The sequence below is a fragment of the Dokdonella fugitiva genome (assembly GCF_004342425.1).
GTDB lineage: Bacteria > Pseudomonadota > Gammaproteobacteria > Xanthomonadales > Rhodanobacteraceae > Dokdonella_A > Dokdonella_A fugitiva.
On the sequence record NZ_SLWQ01000006.1, the window covers coordinates 251,049 to 273,188 of the forward strand.

General features: G+C 71.3%; 23 protein-coding genes. 20 read left to right on the plus strand and 3 right to left on the minus strand.

The window, feature by feature from the left end; translation table 11 throughout:
- Positions 1–7: 7 nt before the first annotated feature.
- The 14 genes from EV148_RS12410 to leuB all read left to right on the plus strand — a co-directional run bounded on the left by EV148_RS12410 (position 8) and on the right by leuB (position 13,416).
- Entirely contained in the window at positions 8–769 is a 762-nt protein-coding gene (locus EV148_RS12410; RefSeq protein ID WP_131998678.1) for a heme ABC transporter permease, read from the plus strand.
- Positions 766–942 (plus strand): heme exporter protein CcmD, encoded by a 177-nt coding sequence (ccmD, locus tag EV148_RS12415; protein WP_131998680.1) that lies wholly within the window; start codon positions 766–768, stop codon positions 940–942. The genes EV148_RS12410 and ccmD overlap by 4 nt, the downstream gene beginning before the upstream one ends.
- Positions 939–1,388 carry a cytochrome c maturation protein CcmE gene (gene ccmE / locus EV148_RS12420; protein ID WP_131998682.1) on the plus strand — a complete coding sequence of 150 codons (450 nt, stop codon included), beginning with the start codon at positions 939–941 and terminating at the stop codon, positions 1,386–1,388. The genes ccmD and ccmE overlap by 4 nt, the downstream gene beginning before the upstream one ends.
- Positions 1,389–1,475: 87 nt before the next feature.
- Positions 1,476–1,622, plus strand: a complete 147-nt coding sequence (locus EV148_RS18535; protein ID WP_158287454.1) for a hypothetical protein — start codon at positions 1,476–1,478, stop codon at positions 1,620–1,622.
- A 106-nt stretch (positions 1,623–1,728) separates the two neighbouring features.
- A complete protein-coding gene (locus tag EV148_RS12425; RefSeq protein ID WP_131998683.1) occupies positions 1,729–3,450 on the plus strand; it encodes a dihydroxy-acid dehydratase in 1,722 nt (573 codons plus the stop codon).
- An 81-nt stretch (positions 3,451–3,531) separates the two neighbouring features.
- On the plus strand, positions 3,532–4,575 hold the full coding sequence (gene ilvC, locus EV148_RS12430; RefSeq protein WP_131998685.1) for a ketol-acid reductoisomerase: 1,044 nt from the start codon (positions 3,532–3,534) through the stop codon (positions 4,573–4,575).
- Between the two features lie 20 nt (positions 4,576–4,595).
- Positions 4,596–6,374, plus strand: a complete 1,779-nt coding sequence (gene ilvG / locus EV148_RS12435) for an acetolactate synthase 2 catalytic subunit (protein ID WP_131998773.1) — start codon at positions 4,596–4,598, stop codon at positions 6,372–6,374.
- Positions 6,358–6,591 carry an ACT domain-containing protein gene (locus EV148_RS12440; RefSeq protein ID WP_131998687.1) on the plus strand — a complete coding sequence of 78 codons (234 nt, stop codon included), beginning with the start codon at positions 6,358–6,360 and terminating at the stop codon, positions 6,589–6,591. The genes ilvG and EV148_RS12440 overlap by 17 nt, the downstream gene beginning before the upstream one ends.
- A gap of 107 nt (positions 6,592–6,698) precedes the next feature.
- On the plus strand, positions 6,699–7,577 hold the full coding sequence (locus EV148_RS12445; protein WP_158287455.1) for an aminotransferase class IV: 879 nt from the start codon (positions 6,699–6,701) through the stop codon (positions 7,575–7,577).
- Complete coding sequence (locus tag EV148_RS12450; RefSeq protein WP_425479861.1) at positions 7,559–8,650, plus strand: threonine dehydratase; 1,092 nt, start codon at positions 7,559–7,561, stop codon at positions 8,648–8,650. Before EV148_RS12445 ends, EV148_RS12450 begins: the two co-directional genes overlap by 19 nt.
- Positions 8,647–10,200 (plus strand): 2-isopropylmalate synthase, encoded by a 1,554-nt coding sequence (locus EV148_RS12455; protein WP_131998691.1) that lies wholly within the window; start codon positions 8,647–8,649, stop codon positions 10,198–10,200. The genes EV148_RS12450 and EV148_RS12455 overlap by 4 nt, the downstream gene beginning before the upstream one ends.
- Before the next feature lie 25 nt (positions 10,201–10,225).
- On the plus strand, positions 10,226–11,638 hold the full coding sequence (leuC, locus tag EV148_RS12460) for a 3-isopropylmalate dehydratase large subunit (RefSeq protein ID WP_131998693.1): 1,413 nt from the start codon (positions 10,226–10,228) through the stop codon (positions 11,636–11,638).
- Between the two features lie 106 nt (positions 11,639–11,744).
- A complete protein-coding gene (gene leuD, locus EV148_RS12465) occupies positions 11,745–12,341 on the plus strand; it encodes a 3-isopropylmalate dehydratase small subunit (protein WP_131998695.1) in 597 nt (198 codons plus the stop codon).
- Positions 12,331–13,416 carry a 3-isopropylmalate dehydrogenase gene (gene leuB / locus EV148_RS12470; RefSeq protein ID WP_131998697.1) on the plus strand — a complete coding sequence of 362 codons (1,086 nt, stop codon included), beginning with the start codon at positions 12,331–12,333 and terminating at the stop codon, positions 13,414–13,416. Before leuD ends, leuB begins: the two co-directional genes overlap by 11 nt.
- A 46-nt stretch (positions 13,417–13,462) precedes the next feature.
- Here the strand turns inward: leuB and EV148_RS12475 are convergent, their stop codons facing one another.
- Positions 13,463–14,533, minus strand: a complete 1,071-nt coding sequence (locus EV148_RS12475) for a right-handed parallel beta-helix repeat-containing protein (RefSeq protein WP_131998699.1) — start codon at positions 14,531–14,533, stop codon at positions 13,463–13,465.
- Positions 14,534–14,586: 53 nt separating this feature from the next.
- The gene (locus EV148_RS12480; RefSeq protein WP_131998701.1) at positions 14,587–15,672 is read right to left on the minus strand and encodes a hypothetical protein; all 1,086 of its coding nucleotides are present in this window, start codon (positions 15,670–15,672) and stop codon (positions 14,587–14,589) included.
- A 164-nt stretch (positions 15,673–15,836) separates the two neighbouring features.
- On the opposite strand from EV148_RS12480, the gene EV148_RS12485 reads away from it, so the two are divergent.
- Genes EV148_RS12485 through ccmI form a run of 4 tightly spaced genes read left to right on the plus strand, consistent with a single transcriptional unit; the run spans position 15,837 to position 20,081 of the window.
- On the plus strand, positions 15,837–17,864 hold the full coding sequence (locus EV148_RS12485; protein WP_131998703.1) for a heme lyase CcmF/NrfE family subunit: 2,028 nt from the start codon (positions 15,837–15,839) through the stop codon (positions 17,862–17,864).
- Positions 17,861–18,406, plus strand: coding sequence for a DsbE family thiol:disulfide interchange protein (locus EV148_RS12490; protein ID WP_131998705.1), 546 nt, complete (start codon positions 17,861–17,863; stop codon positions 18,404–18,406). The genes EV148_RS12485 and EV148_RS12490 overlap by 4 nt, the downstream gene beginning before the upstream one ends.
- Positions 18,403–18,852 (plus strand): cytochrome c-type biogenesis protein, encoded by a 450-nt coding sequence (locus tag EV148_RS12495; protein ID WP_131998707.1) that lies wholly within the window; start codon positions 18,403–18,405, stop codon positions 18,850–18,852. The genes EV148_RS12490 and EV148_RS12495 overlap by 4 nt, the downstream gene beginning before the upstream one ends.
- Positions 18,852–20,081, plus strand: a complete 1,230-nt coding sequence (ccmI, locus tag EV148_RS12500) for a c-type cytochrome biogenesis protein CcmI (protein WP_206750691.1) — start codon at positions 18,852–18,854, stop codon at positions 20,079–20,081. Before EV148_RS12495 ends, ccmI begins: the two co-directional genes overlap by 1 nt.
- A 53-nt stretch (positions 20,082–20,134) precedes the next feature.
- On the opposite strand, the gene EV148_RS12505 is transcribed toward ccmI, so the two are convergent.
- Positions 20,135–20,593 carry a helix-turn-helix domain-containing protein gene (locus EV148_RS12505; RefSeq protein ID WP_131998711.1) on the minus strand — a complete coding sequence of 153 codons (459 nt, stop codon included), beginning with the start codon at positions 20,591–20,593 and terminating at the stop codon, positions 20,135–20,137.
- A gap of 76 nt (positions 20,594–20,669) precedes the next feature.
- Here EV148_RS12505 and EV148_RS12510 point away from each other — a divergent pair, with 76 nt between their 5' ends.
- Positions 20,670–21,539 (plus strand): class I SAM-dependent methyltransferase, encoded by an 870-nt coding sequence (locus tag EV148_RS12510; RefSeq protein ID WP_131998713.1) that lies wholly within the window; start codon positions 20,670–20,672, stop codon positions 21,537–21,539.
- Positions 21,536–22,036, plus strand: a complete 501-nt coding sequence (locus tag EV148_RS12515; protein WP_131998715.1) for a DUF2938 domain-containing protein — start codon at positions 21,536–21,538, stop codon at positions 22,034–22,036. Before EV148_RS12510 ends, EV148_RS12515 begins: the two co-directional genes overlap by 4 nt.
- Positions 22,037–22,140 lie beyond the last annotated feature (104 nt).

The following is a 22,140-nucleotide window of genomic DNA, read 5'->3' on the forward strand; positions in this document are numbered from 1 at the left end:
CGCCGACATGAACGCGCTGACCCTCTGGTTCCACAAGACCGGTTCGCCACCGACCGCGTACCGGCTCGCCGGACGGATCATGCCGTGGTGCTACGGCCTCGGCCTCGTGCTCGGCCTCGTCGCGCTGTACGGCGGCCTCGTGCTCGCCCCGCGCGACTACCAGCAAGGCGATGCCTATCGCATCATCTTCATCCACGTGCCCTGCGCATGGATGGGGCTGTTCGCCTACTTCTTCATGGCCGCCAACGCGTTCATCGCGCTGGTCTGGCGCATCAAGCTCAGCGAAGTGCTGGCGATGGCCGCCGCGCCGGTCGGCGCCGCGTTCACCTTCATCACGCTCGTCACCGGCTCGCTCTGGGGCAAGCCGATGTGGGGCACATGGTGGACCTGGGACGCGCGCCTGACCTCCGAACTCGTGCTGCTGTTCCTCTACCTCGGCGTGATCGGCCTGCACGCGGCGATCGAGGATCGGCGCCAGGCCGCGCGCGCGGCCGGCTTCCTCGCGCTGATCGGCGTCGTCAACATCCCGATCGTGCATTTCTCGGTCAACTGGTGGAACACCCTGCACCAGGGCTCGACCGTGCGCCTGATGGGGCCGTCGAAGATCGATGGGTCGATGATATGGCCGCTGCTGCTGATGGCGCTCGCGACGCACGTCTGGTTCTTCGGCAGCGTGCTCGCGCGCACGCGCATCGGCCTGCTCGAACTCGACGGCGGCAAGGACTGGGTGCGCGCGATCGCGCTGGGCGAGACGGAGGCGCGCGCATGAACGATTTCCTCGCGATGGGCGGCTACGGCGCCTACGTCTGGGGTTCGTACGCGGTGTTCTTCGTCGTGCTCGCGATCGAGGCCCTGGCGCCGCGCGCGACGCGCCGCCGCGTACTCACCGAACTGCGCGGTCGCCTGCGGCGCCGCGAGCAACGCAACGAGCCTTCCGCATGACCCCGACCCGCAAGCGCCGCCTCATCGTCGTCTCGCTGATCCTCGCCGCCGTCGGCGTCGCGGCCGGCCTCACCGTGCTCGCATTGCAGCAGAACATGACGTACCTGTATTCGCCGAGCGAGATCGCCGCCGGGCATGCGCCGGCCGGCGCGCGCTTCCGCCTCGGCGGCGTCGTGCTCGAACAGTCCATCCGGCGCGCGAAGGATTCGCTCGAGGTGCATTTCATCGTCACCGACCGCTTCAAGGAAATGCCGGTCGAGTACACCGGCATCCTGCCCGACCTGTTCCGCGAGGGGCAGAGCATCGTCGCCACCGGCACGCTCAAGGACGGCCATTTCGTCGCCACCGAAGTACTCGCCAAGCATGACGAGAGCTACATGCCCAAGGAAGTGAAGGACGCGATCGAAAAGGCGAAGCAGGCGCAGGCGGCCACGCCCGCCGACTGAGCCGGACGGCACGCCGGCCGCATGCGCCGTCGCCTTATGCAAAAAAATCTGTTGACAACATTCACGGCGCCATGGTTTGCTCGAACCATGACGCAGCGCAACAGCCAGCCGCAGCTCCCCGACGACACGTCCTTCGACGTGGCGCTCGCGCTGCGCGACCGCATCGCCGCGGTGCTCGTCCTCGTACTCGTCCTTATTACCGTGACCACACGCGCGGGAATCGGGTTTGCGTAAGTAACACCACCAGACCCAGGTCGAGAGAACCAAGACCCCGCGCCCGAAAAGGCGCGGGGTTTTTGCTTTCTGGGCCCTGGGTTTCCGCTTCGAGGAAACCAGGAACGTGAAAAGCGACGCGATCAAGCAAGGCCCTTCACGCGCTCCCGCTCGCGCGATGCTGCGGGCGACCGGACTCGACGACGCGGCGATCGCGAGGCCGCTCGTCGCGGTCGTGCACACGTGGTCGGACGTCTCGCCGTGCAACCTGACCCTGCGCGATCTCGCGCAGCACGTGCGTCGCGGCGTCATCGATGGCGGCGGCACACCGATCGAGTTCAACACGATCGCGGTCACCGACGGCATCGCGATGGGCAGCGAAGGCATGCGCGCCTCGCTCGTCTCGCGCGAGACGATCGCCGACTCGATCGAGCTCGCGGTGCGCGGTCATTGCCTCGATGCGATGGTGCTGCTGGTCGGCTGCGACAAGACGATTCCCGCCGCGGCGATGGCCGCTGCGCGGCTCGACATCCCGTGCGTGATCCTCTACGGCGGCACGATCATGCCGGGCAGCTGCGCGGTGGCGCACGACGCCGAGCGCATGCTCACCGTGCAGGACGTGTTCGAGGCGGTCGGCGCGCATGCCGCCGGCCATATCGACGACGCCGAGCTGCGGCGCATCGAAACCCGCGCCTGCCCCGGCGCGGGCGCCTGCGGCGGCCAGTTCACCGCGAACACGATGGCGATGGTATTGACCTTCCTCGGCCTGTCGCCGCTGCACGCGAACGACGTGCCCGCGCTGCATGCCGGCAAGCCCGCCGTCGCGCGCGCCTGCGGCGAACTCGTGATGCAGCGCCTGCGCGCGGGTGCGCCGGCGCCGCGCGAACTCGTCACGCCCGCTTCGCTGCGCAATGCGGCGCGCGCGGTCTCGGCCACGGCCGGCTCGACCAATGCGGCGCTGCACCTGCTCGCCATCGCGCACGAAGCGGGCGTGCCGTTCGACCTCGAGGAATTCGAGCGCGCCGCGCGCACGCCGGTGATCGCCGACCTCAAGCCCGGCGGCCGCTACACCGCGGCGGAGCTGTTCGCGTTCGGCGGAGTCGCGCTCGTCGCGCGCGAACTGCGCGCCGCCGGCCTGCTCGAGGACGTCCCGACGGTGAGCGGTCGTTCGCTGTTCGCCGAACTCGACGCATGGAACGCGACCGCTGCCGCGCACGCCACGCAGGACGCCGTGCGGCCCGTGGCCGATCCGATCAAGCCGCGCGGCGGCTGGTCGATCCTGTACGGCGACCTCGCGCCGGAAGGCTGCATCGTCAAGCTCGCCGGACACGGCCGCGAACATTTCGAAGGCCCGGCGCGCGTGTTCGATTCCGAGGAAGCCGCGTTCGCCGCGGTGCAGTCGCGCGCGATCCGTGGCGGCGACGTCATCGTGATCCGCTTCGAAGGCCCGGCCGGCGGTCCCGGCATGCGCGAGATGCTCGCGGTCACCGCGGCGCTCGTCGGCCAGGGCCTCGGCAACGACGTCGCGCTCATCACCGACGGACGCTTCAGCGGCGCAACGCACGGTTTCATGGTCGGCCACGTCGCGCCGGAAGCCGCGCGTGGAGGCCCGATCGCGCGCCTGCGCGAAGGCGATCGCATCCGCATCGACGTCGCGACGCGGCGCATCGACGTCGATGCCGACCTCGCTACGCGCGAACCGCGGCGCATCGCGGCGCGCGTGGCCACCGGCGTGCTCGCACGGTATGCGCGCGACGTCGGCTCGGCCGCGCGCGGCGCGGTCACGGCGCCCGGTCCGCTCGATGTTTCCCGGCGCATCGCAGCGACGCTCGTCGCGGAGCCTGCCTGATGTGCCCGCATTGAATCCATCTCGTGGGAGCGGCTTCAGCCGCGATCGCCCGGCGAAAGCCTCGCCGCTGGAGCCACTCCCATGACACCGCGCGACACGACATATCCATTCCTACACAAGGACGCAACCATGGACAGCACCCGCAAGCCCACCCTCGCGATCATCGGCTACGGCAGCCAGGGGCGCGCGCACGCGCTCAACCTGCGCGACTCCGGCTTCGACGTCACCGTCGGCCTGCGCCCGGGCGGCCCGACCGAGCCCAAGGCGAAAGGCGACGGCTTCACCGTGAAGTCGCCTGCCGAAGCCGTGCGCGGCGCCGACCTCGTCGCCGTGCTTACGCCCGACATGGTGCAGCCGCAACTCTACGGCGAAGTCATCGAGCCGAACATCGCGCCCGGTGCGTGCCTGCTGTTCGCGCACGGCTTCAACGTCCACTACGGCCAGATCACGCCACGCGACGACCTCGACGTCGTGCTCGTCGCACCGAAGGGACCGGGCGCGCTCGTGCGGCGCGAGTACGAGATCGGCCGCGGCGTACCAAGCGTGTACGCGGTGCACCAGGACCGCAGCGGGCGCGCGGAGGAACGCGCGCTCGCCTACTGCGCGGGCATCGGCGGAGCACGGCAGAACGCGATCCGCACGACGTTCAAGGAGGAAACCGAGACCGACCTGTTCGGCGAGCAGGCGGTGCTCTGCGGCGGCGCGACCAGGCTCGTGCAGGCCGGCTGGGAGACGCTCGTGGACGCCGGCTACCAGCCCGAAGTCGCGTATTACGAGTGCCTGCACGAACTCAAGCTCATCGTCGACCTGTTCTACGAAGGCGGCATCACGCGCATGCACGAGTTCATCAGCGAGACCGCGCAGTACGGCGCGCTCACGCGCGGCGACGTGGTCGTCGACGGCGAAACGCGCGCACGCATGAGGCAGGTGCTCGCCGAGATCCAGGACGGCACCTTCGCGCGCCAGTGGATCGCCGAGTACGCCGCCGGCAACGCGAATTACCGCGCACTCAAGCAGGCCGACCTCGAGCATCCGATCGAGGCGGTCGGATGCCGGCTGCGCGCGAACATGAAGTGGCTGTCGACGGCGCCGGCCGCGCCGGCGCAGCAGACCAAGGCCGCGTGATGGACGCGCCCGCGCAGCCGATGGAGAGCGGCGCGACGACGCGCGCGCGCAACGGCGCGTGCTGGCTCGTCGACGCGCTCGTCGCCGAAGGCGTGGATACGCTGTTCGGTTATCCGGGCGGCGCGATCATGCCGTTCTACGACGCGCTGCACGGCGCGCCCCTGCGCCACGTGCTCGTGCGCCACGAGCAGGGCGCCGCGTTCGCCGCTAACGGCTACGCGCGCGCGAGCGGTCGCGTCGGCGTGTGCGTCGCCACGTCCGGACCCGGTGCCTCGAACCTCGTCACCGGCATCGCCGACGCGATGCTCGATTCGGTGCCGATGGTCGTGATCACCGGCCAGGTCGCGACGGGCCTCATGGGCACCGACGCGTTCCAGGAACTGGACGTGTTCGGCATGACCATGCCGATGGTCAAGCACGGTTTCATCGCGCGCCGTGTCGACGAGCTGCCGCGCCTCGTCGGCGAAGCGTTCCGCATCGCGCGCTCGGGCCGCCCGGGCCCGGTGCTGATCGACCTGCCCAAGGACGTGCAGCTCGCGTGCGCCGCGCACCTGCCCGCGCATGCGCCCTCGCCCGTCGATGCGGTGCCGCGCCCCGCCGATGCGTCGCTGCACGAAGCGCTCGCGCTGATCTCGCAGGCGCGGCGCCCCGTCGTCTACGGCGGCGGCGGCATCGTCCTCGGCGACGCGGTGCGCGACTTCCGCACCTTCGTCGACGCGACGCAGATGCCGGCCGTGCTCACGCTCAAGGCACTCGGCGCGTTGCCGTCGGAGCATCCGCTCAACCTCGGCATGCTCGGCATGCACGGCAGTCGCGCGGCGAACACGGCCGTGCAGGAATGCGACGTGCTCGTCGTCGTCGGCGCGCGTTTCGACGACCGCGCGACCGGCAAGCTCGCCGAGTTCGCACCGTTTGCCCGCGTCGTGCACATGGACCTCGATGCGGGCGAGATCGGCAAGCTGCGCCATGCCGACGCCGGCGTGCGCGGCGACCTGCGCCGCACGCTCGCGGCGTTGACTCTGCCCTGCGCCGCACAGCTGCACGCGCGCCACGGCGAGGCGCGGCGACAATGGCGCGCGCTGTGCCAGCAGCGCGCGCGAGCGCACGCCGCGCGCTACGACGCACCCGGCGACGCGGTGCACGCGCCGAGCCTGCTGCGACGCCTGTCCACGCTCGCGCCGTCGGCGATCGTCGCCTGCGACGTCGGCCAGCACCAGATGTGGGTCGCGCAACACTGGCGCTTCGACGATCCGCGCCGGCACCTCACGAGCGGCGCGCTCGGCGCGATGGGCTTCGGCCTGCCGGCCGCGATCGGCGCGCAGATGCAGGACCCGCGCGCGCAGGTGATCTGCGTCAGCGGCGACGGCTCGTTCCTCATGAACGTGCAGGAACTGGCGACGCTGCGCCGCTACGGGCTGCCGGTGAAGATCGTGCTGCTCGACAACCGGGCGCTCGGCATGGTGCGGCAGTGGCAGGAACTGTTCTTCGACCGCCGCTACAGCGAGATCGACCTGTCGGACAACCCCGATTTCGTCGCGGTCGCGCGCGCGTTCGGCATCGAGGCCCGGCGCGTCGAACGCGCCGGCGATGTCGGCGCCGCGCTCGAAGTGCTGCTCGCGGCGCGCGGGCCCGCGCTGCTGCACGTCGCGATCGACACGGGCGCGAACGTCTGGCCGCTCGTGCCGCCGAACCACAACAACGCGCAGATGCTCGATGCCGATGACGTCGCATCGCTGCCGCTCGCGACGACCGGATCCGAACCCACACCCACGGAGGACTCCCATGCGCTACCGGCTTGATCTCACCCTGCGCCATGCCGAAGGCGCGCTCGCGCGCGTACTCGGCGCGACCGAACGCCGCGGCTTCCGCCCGCTGTCGGTCGACGGCGAAGCGCAGCCCGACGGCGATCGCTGGCACCTGTGCATGACGGTCGAAGGCGAGCGCGGCGAGCAGGTGCTCGAAGGCCAGCTCGCCAAGCTCTACGACTGCCTCGCGGTGCAGGTGTCGCCGTGCTGACGCGCGCCGACATGATCGTCCCTGGTTTAGCGCCACGAGGCTCGACGCTGCCGCTCGAGGGCGAAGGGGGTGCATCGAGGCGGCCCCCACGAAGCCGCGCGGCTCCCGTGGAAGCGGCTTCACCCGCGATCGCACGCGTATGGTTCGACGGCGAACTCGTCGATGCCGACGGGCCGCGCGTCGGCGTGACCACCCATGCGCTGCACTACGGCAGCGGCGTGTTCGAAGGGATCCGCGCCTACGCGACACGCGACGGCGCGGCGGTGTTCCGCCTCGCCGACCACCTCGAGCGCATGCGCAAGGGCGCAACCCTGCTCGGCATCGCGTTCGATCCGGACGTGGCGGCCGAGGCGGTGGTGCGGACGCTGCGCGCGAACGGCCACCGTGATGCCTATGTGCGGCCGCTCGCCTGGGTGGGCGCGGGCAGCTTCGGCCTCGACGTCGCCGGCCATGCGCAACACTTCATGGTCGCGACGACGCCGACGCCGGTGCACCTCGGCGGCGCGCGCACGCGCCTCGGCGTGTCGCGGTGGCGGCGCAACCCGGCGCGCGCCCTGCCCCCGCTCAAGCTCTGTGGCGGCTACGTCAACTCGATCCTCGCCAAGCGCGAGGCGAAGGCGCGCGGTTGCGACGAGGCGCTGTTCGTCGACGACGACGGTTTCGTCGTGGAGTGCACCGGCGCGAACGTGTTCGCCGTCAGCGGCGATCGCATCGTCGCTGTCGAGCACGCCGACGCGTTGCCCGGCATCACGCGCGACACGCTGGTCGCGACCTGCGGCGCCGAATGCCGACCGATGAGCCTCGCCGAACTGCGCGACGCCGACGAGGTGTTCGTCTGTGGCACCGCAGCCGAAGTCACGCCGATTGCGGCGCTGGAAGAACGCGAATACGGTGTCGGACCGGTCACGCGCGAAATCGCCGCGCTCTACGCACGCCTCGTGCGCGGCCTCGAATCCATGCCGGCGGCATGGCTCGCGACAGCCTGACCATGGCCGCGATCGAACCCGACGTACGCGTGCCCGGCTTCGCCGACGTGCTCGTCGCGCAGGCGCGCCTGCGCGCGCACCTGGCGCCGACGCCGCTGCACCACGCCGAGCGCTTCGGCTGCTGGCTCAAGCTCGAGAACCTGCAGCGCACCGGCTCGTACAAGGTACGCGGCGCGCTCAACGCGCTGCTCGCCGCGCGCGAACGCGGCGACCGGCGCGCGACGATCGCCGCATCGGCCGGCAACCACGCGCAGGGCCTCGCCTGGGCGGCGCATCGGCTCGGCGCGCGTGCAATCACCGTGATGCCACGCTGCGCGCCCGCGACCAAGGTCGCGGGCGTGGCGCACTGGGGCGCGACGGTGCGCCTGCACGGCGACGGCTACGACGAGACGAAGGCGTTCGCGGCCGCGCTCGCGGCGCAGCACGACTGGCGCCTGCTGCCGGCGTTCGACGACGCCGACGTGATCGCCGGCCAGGGCACGGTCGGCCTCGAACTGGCCGCGCTCGTGCCCGACGTCGTGATCGTGCCGATCGGCGGCGGCGGGCTCGCCGCGGGCATTGCACTCGCCCTGAAATCACTGCGCGGCACGCGCCGCCTGCGCGTGGTCGGCGCCCAGGTCGAAGGCGTCGACGCGATGGCGCGCGCGCTGCGCGGCGAAGAGGCCCGCGATCCCCTCCCGACGCTCGCCGATGGCGTGCGCGTGAAGGAAGCGGGCCGGCTGACGCGGCGCGTGCTCGCCAACCTGCTCGACGACATCGTCATCGTGCGCGAGGCGGAACTGCGCGAGACGCTCGTGCGCCTCGCGCTGGAAGAACACGTGATCGCCGAGGGCGCCGGCGCGCTCGCGCTCGCGGCCGGCCGCCGCGTCGCCGGCCGGCGCAAGTGCGCGATCGTCTCCGGCGGCAACGTCGACGCCGGCGTGCTCGCGCGCCTGCTCGCCGAAGAGCGCCCGCGCCCGCCACGGCGTCCGCGCCGTCGGCGCCACGACGAAACCGGCGACCACACACCGCGCGCGGCACCCGCGCCGTCGCGCGCACCCCTTCGTCCCCTGCCCGAGGAACTCACCGCATGAACGCGCCATCGGAGCCCCACGTACGCATCTTCGACACGACCCTGCGCGACGGTGAACAGTCGCCCGGCTGCAGCATGATGCCGCAGCAGAAGCTCGTGATGGCGCGCGCGCTCGCCGAGCTCGGCGTCGACGTCATCGAGACGGGATTCCCCGCGAGCTCGCAGGCCGACCGCGAGGCGACCGCGCTGATCGCCCGCGAGCTGCGCGAGACGACCCTGTGCGTCCTGTCGCGCTGCCTGCCCGCCGACATCGAGGCGTCGATGCGCGCGATCGAACACGCGGCGAAACCGCGCCTGCACGTGTTCATCTCCACCAGCCCCTTGCATCGCGAGCACAAGCTGCGCATGGACAAGGCCGCCGTGCTCGACGCGACCGCGCGCATGGTCGCGCTAGCACGCAGTGGCTGCGACGACGTCGAGTTCTCGACCGAGGACGGCACGCGCACCGAGGAGGACTTCCTCGCCGAGGTCATCGGCGTCGCGATCGCCAGCGGCGCGACCACGATCAACGTGCCCGACACGCTCGGCTACACGACGCCGGGGGAGATGCGCGCGCTGTTCGAGCGACTCATCGCGAACGTGCCCGGCGCGCGCGACGTCGTGTTCAGCGCGCACTGCCACGACGACCTCGGCATGGCGGTGGCGAACTCGCTCGCCGCGATCGAAGGCGGCGCGCGCCAGGTCGAATGCACGATCAACGGCATCGGCGAGCGCGCCGGCAACTGCGCGCTGGAGGAACTCGTGATGGCACTCAAGGTGCGCAACGCCTGGTTCGGCGCGGACACGCGCATCGACACGCGCCGCCTCGTGCCCGCCTCCCGCCTGCTGTCGCGGCTGACCGGCATGGCCGTGCAGCGCAACAAGGCCATCGTCGGCCGCAATGCGTTCGCGCACGAGTCGGGCATCCACCAGCACGGCATGCTGCGCCACCGCGGCACCTACGAAATCATGCATCCGGAAGACGTCGGCTGGGCCGCGTCGCAGATCGTGCTCGGCCGCCACAGCGGCCGCGCCGCGCTCGCCGATCGCCTGCGCACGCTCGGCCACGTGCTCGACGAGGCGCGTCTCGATGCCGTGTTCGCCGCGTTCAAGGCGCTCGCCGAGAAGAAGCGCGAAGTGTTCGACGCGGACATCGAGGCGCTCGCGCTCGACGCCGACCGGCAGCGCCCGCGCGGCCACCGCCTCGCGCGTGCGCACGTCAGCACCGGCGTCGGCGACGGCAGCCTGCCGACCGCGAGCGTCGAGCTGCTCGCCCCCGATGGCACGTCGATCAGCGAAGCGGCGGTCGGCGACGGGCCGGTGCACGCGCTGTTCGCCGCGCTCGCGCGCGCGACCGGCGTCGCGCTCGACGTGGACAGCTACAGCGTGTCGAGCCTGACCACCGGCGACGATGCGCAGGGCACGGCGAACGTCGTCGCGCGCAGCGACGGCGTCGAGATGACGGGCACCGGCACGAGCACCGACATCATCGAGGCGAGCGCGCTCGCCTGGCTCGACGTCGCCAACCGCGTCGCGCGGCGCGCGCCGCAACGCGTAGCTGCGGTCGCCTGACCCTTCCCTCCCATCGGCCAAGACCATGCAACCGAGAACCCTGTTCGACAAACTGTGGGATGCGCACGTCGTCGTCCCGGAAACCGACGCGGCACCCGCGACGCTCTACGTGGATCTCCATCTCGTGCACGAGGTGACTTCGCCGCAGGCATTCGCCGAACTCGATGCGCGCGGCCTCGGCGTGCGTCGGCCCGGACGCACGAAGGCGACGCTCGACCATTCGACGCCGACCCTGCCCGCCGATGCCGACGGACGGGTGCCGTACGCGAGCGCCGATGCGCGGGCACAAGTCGAGGCGTTGCGCCGCAACGCCGCGCGGCACGGCATCGAGCTGTTCGACTTCGACGGCGGCGAACGCGGCATCGTGCACGTCGTCGGGCCCGAGCTCGGGCTCACCCGCCCGGGCATGACGATCGTCTGCGGCGACAGCCACACCGCCACGCATGGGGCGTTCGGTGCGCTCGCGTTCGGCATCGGCACCAGCGAGGTCGCCCACGTGCTCGCGACGCAATGCCTGCTGCAGCGCAAACCCAGGTCGCTCGCGATCACCATCGACGGCGCGCTCGCACCCGGCGTCGGCGCGAAGGACCTCATCCTGCACGTGATCGGCGTGATCGGCGTCGACGGCGGCACCGGCCATGTGATCGAGTACCGCGGCAGCACGATCCGCGCGCTGTCGATGGAACAGCGCATGACGATCTGCAACATGTCGATCGAAGCCGGCGCACGCGCGGGCCTGATCGCGCCCGACGACGTCACCTTCGACTACCTCGCGAAGACACCACGCGCACCCCGGGGCGAGGCGTTCGCGCGCGCGGTCGCGTACTGGCGGTCGTTCGCCGGCGACCCCGGCGCCCGCCACGACGCCGAGGTGCGCATCGACGCGCGCGACGTGCGCCCGAGCGTGAGCTGGGGCACGCATCCGGGCCAGGTCGCGGCGATCGACGCGCGCATCCCGCCGGCCCGCGATGCCGACGCGGCCAAGGCGCGCGACTACATGGGCTGGAGCGAAGGCGCCGCGGTCGCCGGGCGCACGGTCGACGTCGTCTTCGTCGGCAGCTGCACCAACGCGCGCATCGGCGACCTGCGCGAAGTCGCGCGCGTGCTGCAGGGCCGCCGCGTGCATCCGCGCGTGCGCATGCTCGTCGTGCCGGGCTCCGAACGCGTCAAGCGCGCGGCCGAGGACGAAGGCATCGATCGCATCGTGCGCGCAGCGGGCGCGGAATGGCGCGAACCAGGTTGCTCGATGTGCATCGCGATGAACGGTGACGTCGTCGGCGCCGGACAGCTCGCGGTATCGACGAGCAATCGCAACTTCGAGGGCCGCCAGGGCAAGGGCGCGCGCACCGTGCTTGCTTCGCCGCTGACCGCGGCGGTGTGCGCGGTCACCGGCGAGATCACCGATCCGCGCGCATTCCTGTCGACGGAGGCAGCATGAACCGGACGCATGCCCGCGAAAGCGCACATCCGTGGTGCTGTTCCGGGTCCGGATCGGGTTCCCGCGTTCGCGGGCATGACGGCTGCCAACAACGGGACGCTTCGACATGAACCACCGCTTCGCCTCGACAACCGTCGTGCTGCCCCAGCGCAACATCGACACCGACCAGATCATTCCCGCACGCTTTCTCACCACCACCGAACGACGCGGCCTCGGCCGGCACGCATTCGCCGACTGGCGCACGCGCGCGGACGGCACGCCGAACCCGGATTTTCCGTTCGCCGACCCGGCCAATGCGGGCGCGGCGATCCTCGTCGCCGGCCGCAACTTCGGTTGCGGTTCGTCGCGCGAGCACGCGCCGTGGGCGCTCCTCGACCTCGGCCTGCGCGCGGTCGTGAGCAGCGAGATCGCCGACATCTTCCGCAGCAATGCGCTGAAGAACGGGCTGCTGCCGATCGTGCTCGACGAGGCGATCGTCGACGAACTGCTCGCCCGCCCCGGCATCGAGCTCGTCGTCGACATCGCCGCCCGCACGCTCACCCTGCCCGACGGCCGTGCGTTCACGTTCCCGCTCGACGCGTTCGCGCACACCTGCCTGCTCGAGGGCGTCGACACGCTCGGCTACCTGCTGCGCCAGGACGCCGCGATCAGCGCCTGGGAATCCCGCCTTCCCGTCCACGAGGAACCCGCCCATGCATGCTGACATCGTCGTACTGCCCGGGGACGGCATCGGCCCCGAGGTCACCGCCGCGGCGGTCGCCGTGTTGCGTGAAATCGCGCGCGTGCACGGCCATCGCTTCGACCTGCACGAACATGCGATCGGCGGCACCGCGATCGATGCCTGCGGCGAGCCGCTGCCGGCAACCACGCTCGCCGCATGCCGCGCGGCGGACGCGGTGCTGCTCGGCGCGGTCGGCGGCCCGAAGTGGTCCGACCCGAACGCGAAGGTGCGCCCGGAACAGGGCCTGCTCACGCTGCGCAAGGGCCTCGGCCTGTACGCGAACCTGCGCCCGGTGCAGCCCCATGCGGCGACGCTCGGCGCGGCGCCGATCAAGCCGCACCTGCTCGCCGGCGTCGACCTCGTGGTCGTGCGCGAACTCACCGGCGGGATCTATTTCGGCGACAAGACGCGCGACGGCGACGGCGCGAGCGACCTGTGCGCGTACAGCGTCGCCGAGATCGAGCGCGTGGTGCGGCGCGCGTGCACGCTCGCGCGCTCGCGGCGCCGGCACGTGACTTCGGTCGACAAGGCGAACGTGCTCGAGACCTCGCGCCTCTGGCGCGACGTCGCCACGCGCGTCGCGCGCGAGGAATTCCCCGACGTCGTGCTCGAGCACCAGCTCGTCGATTCGATGGCGATGCACCTGCTCGCCAAGCCGCGTGCATTCGACGTCGTCGTCACGGAGAACATGTTTGGCGACATCCTCACCGACGAGGCGTCGATGCTCGCTGGCTCGATGGGGCTGCTGCCGTCGGCCTCCCTCGGCGAAGGCCGCGCGGGGTTGTACGAACCGATCCACGGCTCGGCGCCCGATATCGCGGGGCGCGGCATTGCCAATCCGGTCGGCGCGATCCTCAGCGCGGCACTGCTGCTGCGCCACTCGCTCGGGCTCGAGGAAGAGGCCGTGCGCGTCGAGCGCGCGGCGTCGGATGCGCTCGATGCCGGCGTGTTCACCGCCGACCTGTCGCCGTACCGCGCGGCGACGACCGCGGAGATGACCGCGGCCGTGATCGACCGCCTCGTCGCGCCGTGCGCGGTGGTCGACCTGCGCGACTAGGCCACCCGCCGGCAGCGCATCGCGCGATGCGCCGGCGCCGCGCCGTTCAGCCGTCGAAGGCGTCGGCGAACGGCACGTCGCCGTAGGCGCCGAACGTGGTCAGGATGTGGCTCGACGTGCCGGGCGTCTGGTAGATGCCATCGTCGAGGTCGACATCCTGAGGCACCAGGTCCAGGCAGGCGCGAAAGCCCGGCGAATCCGTGCGCACGCGGTAGTCACCGCCGGCAGCGTCGACGAAAATCGGCTCGGCCGAAAGGTTGCTGCTTTCGTAATAGGGCGCCACGCCGGTGCGCACGTCGGCGTCGACGCAGGCGACGGAGGAAGGCACGAACAGGTGCAGGCTGCTCGTGCTGTTGCCCCAGGCGTACACGGCCTTGATGAGGCAGGCCTGCGGGCAGCCGCATGTGACGCCGCCGACGGTACTGCCAGCGGCGGAATTGCCGATGATCGTCGAACGCTCCACCCTCGCGCCGCCCGACGTGGCCAATGCATTGATCGCCCCGCCGTCGTCGCCGGCGGCGTTGTCGACGACGAGCGCCCAGCGCACGTCGACGCCGAGGAAGCCCGCCGGTGCGGCGCCGCGCAGGTACATCCCGCCGCCCGCGCCGCTGGCGTGGTTGCCGCGCACGATGACGTGGTTGACCGCGACGCGCTCGGTCGGCGTGACGTCGTAGTTCACCTGCAGGCCGGCGCCGACGTCGCTGTTGCCGTTCTGCAGGGTCAGGTGGCGCACCGTCGTCCAGGCATGCGGGCGACGCAGGATGAGCACGCCGTTCACGCCTTGTCCGTCGAGCACGGTCGTGCTCGCGTCGCGCGCCACGCCCGGGCAGCCGGGAGCGAAGCCGCCTTCGATCGTCAGCCCGCTCGTCGTCTCGAGTGCCTTGGAGGTGAACGCCTGTCCCGGCGTGAGGTACGTGCCCGAGACGATCTGGATCGTCACGTTTTCGTCGACGTAGGGGCCGCCGTCGGAGGCGAGATCGAGCGCATGCTGCAGCTCGGCCGCGGTGGCCACGCAGAAACCGCGCGCCTGTGCCGCGACGCTTGCGAGCAGCCCGCACAGCACGAGCAGGCCGGCGGCGAAACGGACGGACGGGCGTTGCGATGGAAGGGCGGGCATGCGGCAGCTCCGGCATGGCGATGCGTGCACGTCGCAGGTCATGGTGGCGCGACTCATGGTTCGGACCCGTCGGCGAACACGGTGTCGCCGTAGGCGCCGAAGCTGGGGTCGGCGAGGCCCGACGACGGATACGGGCGGTCATCGAGATCCGTCGCGCCGTAGGCCGGCCATGGGCAGGCCCGCAACAGCGGCGAATCGCCGCGCAGGTGGTAGTCGCCGTTGGCCGGGCCGACGAAGCCGGGGTCCACCGAACGGTTGTCGGCTTCGCCGTAGAACGGGTAGCCCGTGCGCAGGTCGATGTCGTTGCAGACACCGATGTTGTCGCGGTAGGAGATGAAGTGGACACTCGACGTGTCGTTGCCCCAGGCGACCACGCCACGCAGGTAGCAAGTGCTGCCGGGACCGTGCGCGCACAGCAGGCCGTCGCCATTCACCGTGCTGCTGTTGCCGACGATCGTCGTGAAGGTCACGGCCGCGACGCCCTGGTTCGCCATGACATAGGCGCCGCCGCCGGAGCGGCCACTGTTGCCGCTGATCAGGCTCGCGTCGAGCAGCACCGCGACTGCGTTCGCTGCGGGCGCGCTACCGACTGCGTACAGGCCGCCGGCCGACATCCCGCTCGCGTGGTTGTCGCGCACGATGACGTGGTCGATGCTCACGGGTCGCGCCGGTGAGAGATCGTAGTTGACCTGCAATCCCACGCCGACGTCGGCGTTGCCGCGCGTGAACGTGAGGTGGCTCACCGCCAGCGCGCCGTTCGGGCGGCCGAGGACCATCACGCCGGTCGCTTCCTGGCCGTCGAGCACGGTCGCCGCGGCAGGGAACGCCCGCTGGGTGCAGCCGGTGTCGTAGCCGCCTTCGATCGCCAATGCGTGCGTGGTCCTCATCGCGACCGAGGTGAACGGCGCATCGCCGGTGGCGGCGCCGGTCGCATAGCTGCCGGCGACGACGCGGATCGTGCTGTCCTCGTCGACGAAGGCGCCGCCGTCGGAGACCGCGGCGAGCGCCTGCTGCAGGCCGGCGGCGTCGGCGACGCAGAAATCGTGCGCGGACGCGCAGGGAGCAAGCACCGCCGCGGATGCGGCGAGAACGAAGATGCACGCGCCATGCGCGCGGCGACGGTGGGAATACGCGAGCATGCGGGGCCTCCTGAGGCGGCGGGCATGGTAACGGCAGGTTCGCGCGGAGGAAACACGGACAATCCCCCGCGCGGGGCCGCTCTGCGCCCTCATGCCGCGCCCGGCGCGGTTCAGTCCCCTGCGCAAGTCGCGTAAGCTTGCGGTTTCGCCGCCTCGTCGCCCGCATGATCCCCGAACTCGGCCAATTCGCCCTGATCCTCGCCCTGCTGCTCTCGGCGGCGCAGTGCGTGCTGCCGATCCTCGGCGCACAGCTTCGTAACCGTGCGCTGATCGCGGTCGCGCGGCCCGCGGTCGCCGGCCAGGCCGTGTTCGTCGTGCTCGCGTTCACGATCCTCACGTACGCGTTCGTCACGCAGGACTTCTCGGTCGCCTACGTCGCGCAGAATTCGAACTCGCTGCTGCCGTGGTACTACCGCTGCACCGCAGTCTGGGGCGCGCACGAGGGCTCGATGCTGCTGTGGGTGCTGGTGCTGAACCTCTGGACCGTCGCTGTCGCCGCGTTCAGCCGGCGCCTGCCCGACGACTTCATCGCGCGCGTGCTCGGCGTGCTCGGCTTCGTCAGCTTCGGCTTCCTGCTGTTCATGGTGCTGACGTCGAATCCGTTCCTGCGCGCGCTGCCGGTGCCGGCCGACGGCAACGACCTCAACCCGGTGCTGCAGGATCCGGGCATGATCGTGCATCCGCCGATGCTCTACATGGGTTTCGTCGGTTTCTCGGTCGCCTTCGCGTTCGCGATCGCGGCGCTGCTCGGCGGCAACCTCGACGTCGCCTGGGTGCGCTGGGCGCGACCGTGGACGAACGTCGCGTGGTCGTTCCTCACCCTCGGCATCGCGCTCGGCAGCTGGTGGGCGTACTACGAGCTCGGCTGGGGTGGCTGGTGGTTCTGGGACCCGGTCGAGAACTCCTCGTTCATGCCGTGGCTGGTCGGCACCGCGCTCATCCACTCGCAGGCCGTGACCGAGAAACGCGGCTCGTTCCGCGCATGGACGCTGCTGCTCGCGATCTTCGCGTTTTCGCTGTCGCTGCTCGGCACCTTCCTCGTGCGTTCGGGCGTGCTGACGAGCGTGCACTCGTTCGCGGCGGACCCGAAGCGCGGCCTGTTCATCCTCTCGTTCCTCGCGATCGTGATCGGCGGTTCGCTGCTGCTGTACGCGCTGCGCGCGCCGAAGGTCGCCGGCGGCGAACCGTTCGCGGCGGCGTCGCGCGAGACCCTGCTGCTCGTCAACAACCTCATGTTCACGGTCGCCGCGGCGATGGTGCTGCTCGGCACGCTGTTCCCGATGATCGGCGACGCGTTCGACCTCGGCCGCATCTCGGTCGGCCCGCCCTACTTCGGCTTCATGTTCGTGCTGCTGATGCTGCCAGTGGTGCTGCTGCTGCCGTTCGGGCCGTTCGTGAAGTGGCGCAGCGGCGACTTCAAGGCGGCGTTCGCGCGCCTGCGTCCGTCGCTCTACGTGCTGCCCGTCGCCCTGCTCCTCGCCGCGTGGCTGCGCGGCGGCGATGTCTCCGCCTGGGGTCGCGCGTACTGGGGCGTCGCCGCGTCGCTCTGGGTCGGCCTCGGCATCGTGCTGTACGCGCTGCACCGCTGGCGCACCGCGCCGCGCGGGCGCCGCTACACGCCCGAGATGCTCGGCATGATCTGCGCGCATTTCGGCGTCGCGCTGTTCCTCGCCGGCGTGCTTGTGGTGGAAGCGACCAGTGTCGAGAAGGACGTGCGCCTCGCACCGGACCAGAGCGTCACGATCGGCGCGCTCGCGTTCCGCTTCGACGGCGTGAAGGACGCGCAGGGGCCGAACTTCCGCGCCCAGCAGGGCACGATCAGCGTGCTCGAGGGCGACAAGGTCGTCGCGACCCTGCATCCGCAGAAACGCATCTATGCGCGCAACCAGCAGCCGCAGACCGAATCGGCGATCGACCCGGGCCTGTTCCGCGACATCTACGTCGCGCTCGGCGAACCGGTCGGCGACGACGGCGCCTGGGCGGTGCGCGTCTACGTCAAGCCGTTCGTGCGCTGGATCTGGCTGGGCGCGCTGTTCATGATGTTCGGCGGCCTGCTCGCCGCCAGCGACCGACGCCTGCGGGCTTCAGGGCGCGACCCGAAAATCGGCGAAGCCGGGAGCGCGCGCGATCGCATCGAACCGGATTCTCCCATTCCCCATTCCCCACTCCCCTCTCCCGGCTCCCCCGCATGACCACGCGCCTGCTCCCCTTCGCGGGCTTCCTGCTCGTGCTCGCACTGCTCGGCTTCGGGGTCTGGTGGAGTGGCACGCACGACCTGCGCGAGGTGCCCTCGCCGCTGATCGGCAAGCCCGCGCCGGCATTCTCGCTGCCGCTGCTCGACGATCCCTCGAAGTCGCTCGGCAGCAAGGACCTCGCCGGCAAGCCGTACCTCCTCAACGTGTTCGCGAGCTGGTGCGTCGCCTGCCGCGACGAGCACCCGATCCTCATGCGCGAAGGCAAGCGCCTCGGCATCCGCCTGGTCGGCTTCAACTACAAGGACCCGGCCGAGGACGCGAAGCGCTGGCTCGCGCAATACGGCAACCCCTACGACGACGTCGTCGCCGACCTGCCCGGCGACGTCGCGATCGACTTCGGCGTGACCGGCGCGCCCGAAACGTTCCTCGTCGATGCGGACGGTATCGTGCGCTACAAGTACATCAGCCCGATCACGCCGCAGGTGATCGCGACCGAGCTGCTGCCGCGCATCGCCAAGCTCCAGCAGGAGACGAAATGACGCGCCTGCTGCTCGCGCTCGCGCTGGCATTGGCCGCCTCGGCCGCAAACGCCGCGATCGACCCGCTACCGTTCAAGGATCGCGCCGAGGAGGTGCGCTTCCAGAACCTGACCAAGCAGCTGCGCTGCCTCGTCTGCCAGAACGAAAGCCTCAACGATTCGAGCGCGCCACTCGCGGCCGACCTGCGTCGCGACGTGTTCGAGCAGATGCGCGCAGGCAAGAGCGACGACGAGATCAAGGCGTGGCTGACCGCGCGCTACAGCGATTTCGTGCTGTACGACCCGCCGCTGCGCGGCAGCACGTTCCTGCTGTGGTTCGGGCCGCTGCTCGTGCTCGGCGCGGGCGCGACCGCGGTCGCGCTCAGCGTACGGCGCCGTGCGCGTGCCGCGGCCGCCGTGCAACCCCCGGCGCTGCGCGCGTCGAGCGACGTCGAGGACGACTGGTGATGGCGATCTTCGTGTTGTGCGCGGCGTCGATGATCGCCGTCGCGCTCGCCTTCGTGCTCGTGCCGCTGCTGCGCCATCGGCGTGCAGGCGCGGACGGCGGACTCGGGGAACGCCAGCGTCGCGCGCTCGACGAGGCGCTCGCCGCCGGCGTCATCGACGCCGGCGAGCATGCGCGCAAGCGCGCCGCGCTCGCCTCGACGGCGCAGGCCCCGGCGCGGCCGTCGCGCGCCGCCTTCGCCGCGCTGTTGCTGGTCGCGCTGCTGCTGCCGGCGTCCGCGCTGCTGCTCTATCGCCTCGTCGGCACGCCGCAGGCGCTCGACCCGGCCAACCTCGCCACGAACGACGGCCAGCGCGCCGCCGACATGGACCAGGCGATCGCCGCGCTGGCTGCGCGCCTGGCGGAGCAACCCGACGACGTCGAGGGTTGGGCCCTGCTCGCGCGCGCGTACCAGGCGACCGGGCGCGCACAGGAATCGCTCGATGCCTATCGCCGCGCCCACGCGCTTGCCAAGGACAACACCGGCATCACCGTCGAATACGCGCAGGCGCTCGCGGTCGTCGCGCCCGGCCATCGCATCGAAGGCGAGGCGCGCAGCCTGCTCGACGGCGTGCTCGCGGCCGATCCGGACAACCAGCGCGCGCTCTGGCTGGTAGGCATCAGCGAATTCCAGGCCGACCGCTACGATGCCGCCATCGCGCGCTGGAACCACCTGCTGCCGTTGCTCGGCCCCGGCCCGGTCGCCGACAGCGTGCGCGAACAGATCGCGCTCGCCGAAGCGCGGCGTGACGGCAAGGAAGCGCCGGCGCCGCTGCCGTCGACCAACGGCACGGGCGCGGCCGCATCCGCTGCCGCCACGGATTCCGGCACGGCCACGGCGAATGCGCCCAGGCTCACCGTCCAGGTCGCACTCGATCCGAAGCTGGTCGACCGCCTCGATCCCGCCGCGACGCTGTTCGTGTTCGCGCGCGCGGCTAGCGGTCCGCCGATGCCGCTCGCGATCCAGCGCCTGAAGGCGTCGCAGCTGCCGCTCACGGTCACGCTCGACGAGGGCAACGGCATGCTGCCGAACCTCAGGCTCTCGATGTTCCCGCAGGTCGTCATCGGTGCGCGCGTGTCGAAGTCCGGCAACGCGATGCCGCAAAGCGGCGACCTGCAGGCACTGTCGCCGCCGACGGACGTGCAGCGCAAGGAACCGATCGCGCTCGTGATCGACCAGGTCGTACCCTGACGCGCCATGGCGGTCGAGGCGTGCGCTGCGGCGCACCGCCCTTGGCCGCCGGACTAGGCGCGCTTGCGAGCGCGTGAACGTTTCGGCGCCGCACGCGACGGCGCCGCCATCACCGGCTCGAATGCACCCGCCACGGCCGCCCGCATGAGGCGACGGAAAGTCGGGCATTCGAGATGGCTCGGCGCGCGGCAGGCAGCGGCGTGGCGCAGGCCGTCGCGCATCGCCGCGAGCGTGCGGATCGTGGCATCGAGTTCGTCGGCGCGCGCGGCCAGGCGTGCGCGATCGATGCGCGGACGCCCTTGCGCGAAGATCGAGGCGATCTCCTCGAGCGAAAACCCCGCCGCGCGCCCGAGCGCGACGAGCGCGAGCCGCTCGAGCACGGCCTCGTCGTACTGGCGGCGCAGGCCGCGCCGGCCGATCGGGCGGATCAGGCCGATCTCCTCGTAGTAACGCAGCGCCGACGCCGACACGCCCGAGCGTCGCGACACCTCGCCGATGTCCAGCTCGCGCATGGGGCTTGACCTCAAGTCGACTTGAAGTCGTACCTTGCGCTCACCGCTTCGCGCAAGCAAGCACCGGAGACCGACCATGCATCCCGAACGCCCCGAACCGATCGACCAGGCCACGCTGTGGAACGGCAGTGCCGGACAGGCCTGGGTCGACGCCCAGGCGCTGCTCGACGCACTGTTCGAACCGATCGAGCGCCGACTCGTCGACGACGCGCGCCGCCGATCCGCGCGCCGCGTGCTCGATGTCGGCTGCGGCAGCGGCGCGACGACGCTCGCGATCGCGCGCGCGCTGCCCGCCGGAGGCCGCGGCACCGGCGTCGACATCTCGCAGCCGCTGATCACCGCCGCGCGCGCTCGCGCGGATGCCGGCACGAACGCCGACTTCGTCTGCGCGGACGCGCAACGCCACGCGTTCGACGCCGGCGCGTACGACCTGCTCGTGTCGCGCTTCGGCCTCATGTTCTTCGACGACCCGGTCGCCGCATTCTCGAACCTGCGTCGCGCCGCGACGCACGACGCTTCGTTGTGCGGCTACGTCTGGCGCAGCCCGGCCGAAAACCCGTTCATAACGACCGCCGAACGCGCTGCACGCCCCTGGCTGCCGCGGATGCCCGTCGCCGATCCGCACGCGCCGGGGCAGTTCGCGTTCGCCGAGCGCGACCGCGTCGCGCGCATCCTCGCCGGGGCCGGCTGGGCAGACGTGGCGATCGACGCGCTCGATGTGCCGATGCGCTTCCCGGCCGCATCGCTCGAGCGCTATTTCACCCGGCTCGGACCGCTCGGGCGCATGCTGGCGGACGTCGACGCGTCGACGCGCGCACGCATCGTATCGGCCGCGCACGAGGCGTTCGCGCCGTTCGTGCATGGCGACGACGTGCGTTTCGACGCCGCGTGCTGGCGCATCGTCGCGCGATCGACCACCGCGGCGGGCGCGGGAGGATCGCGATGAACGCCGTCGTCGCGTACCTCGTCCACGCGGTCCCGATCGGCTTCGCCGCGACCGCGTTCATGGACCTGTTCGCGCTCGTGCGACGGCGCCTGTCCGGCACGCCGCTGCCCGACTACGCGCTGGTCGGGCGCTGGATCGCGCACATGGGCCGCGGCCGCTTCCGTCATGCAGCGATCGCAAAGACCCCTGCGGTTCGCGCGGAGCGCGCGCTCGGCTGGGTGGTGCACTACGCGACCGGCATCGCGTTCGCGGGCCTGCTGCTCGTGCTCGCGGGTCCGGGCTGGGTGCGCGATCCGACCGTGCTGCCCGCGCTCGCGGTCGGCATCGGCAGCGTCGCCGCGCCGTTCCTGCTCATGCAGCCCGGCATGGGCGCGGGCATCGCCGCGTGGCGCACGCCGGATCCGAGAGCCGCGCGCATGCGCAGCCTGGTTACGCATGCGGTGTTCGGCGTCGGCCTGTTCCTCGCCGGCTCGGCGCTGCGATTCATCGCGGCGTGACGTTGCGTCGCTGCGTCCGCGATACGGTTCCGGCCCTTGTGCGCCGCCGCTGCGGCCCTCAGCTCTCGGCTCACCCTGAGCTGAAGATGTCCGTCATGCCACCA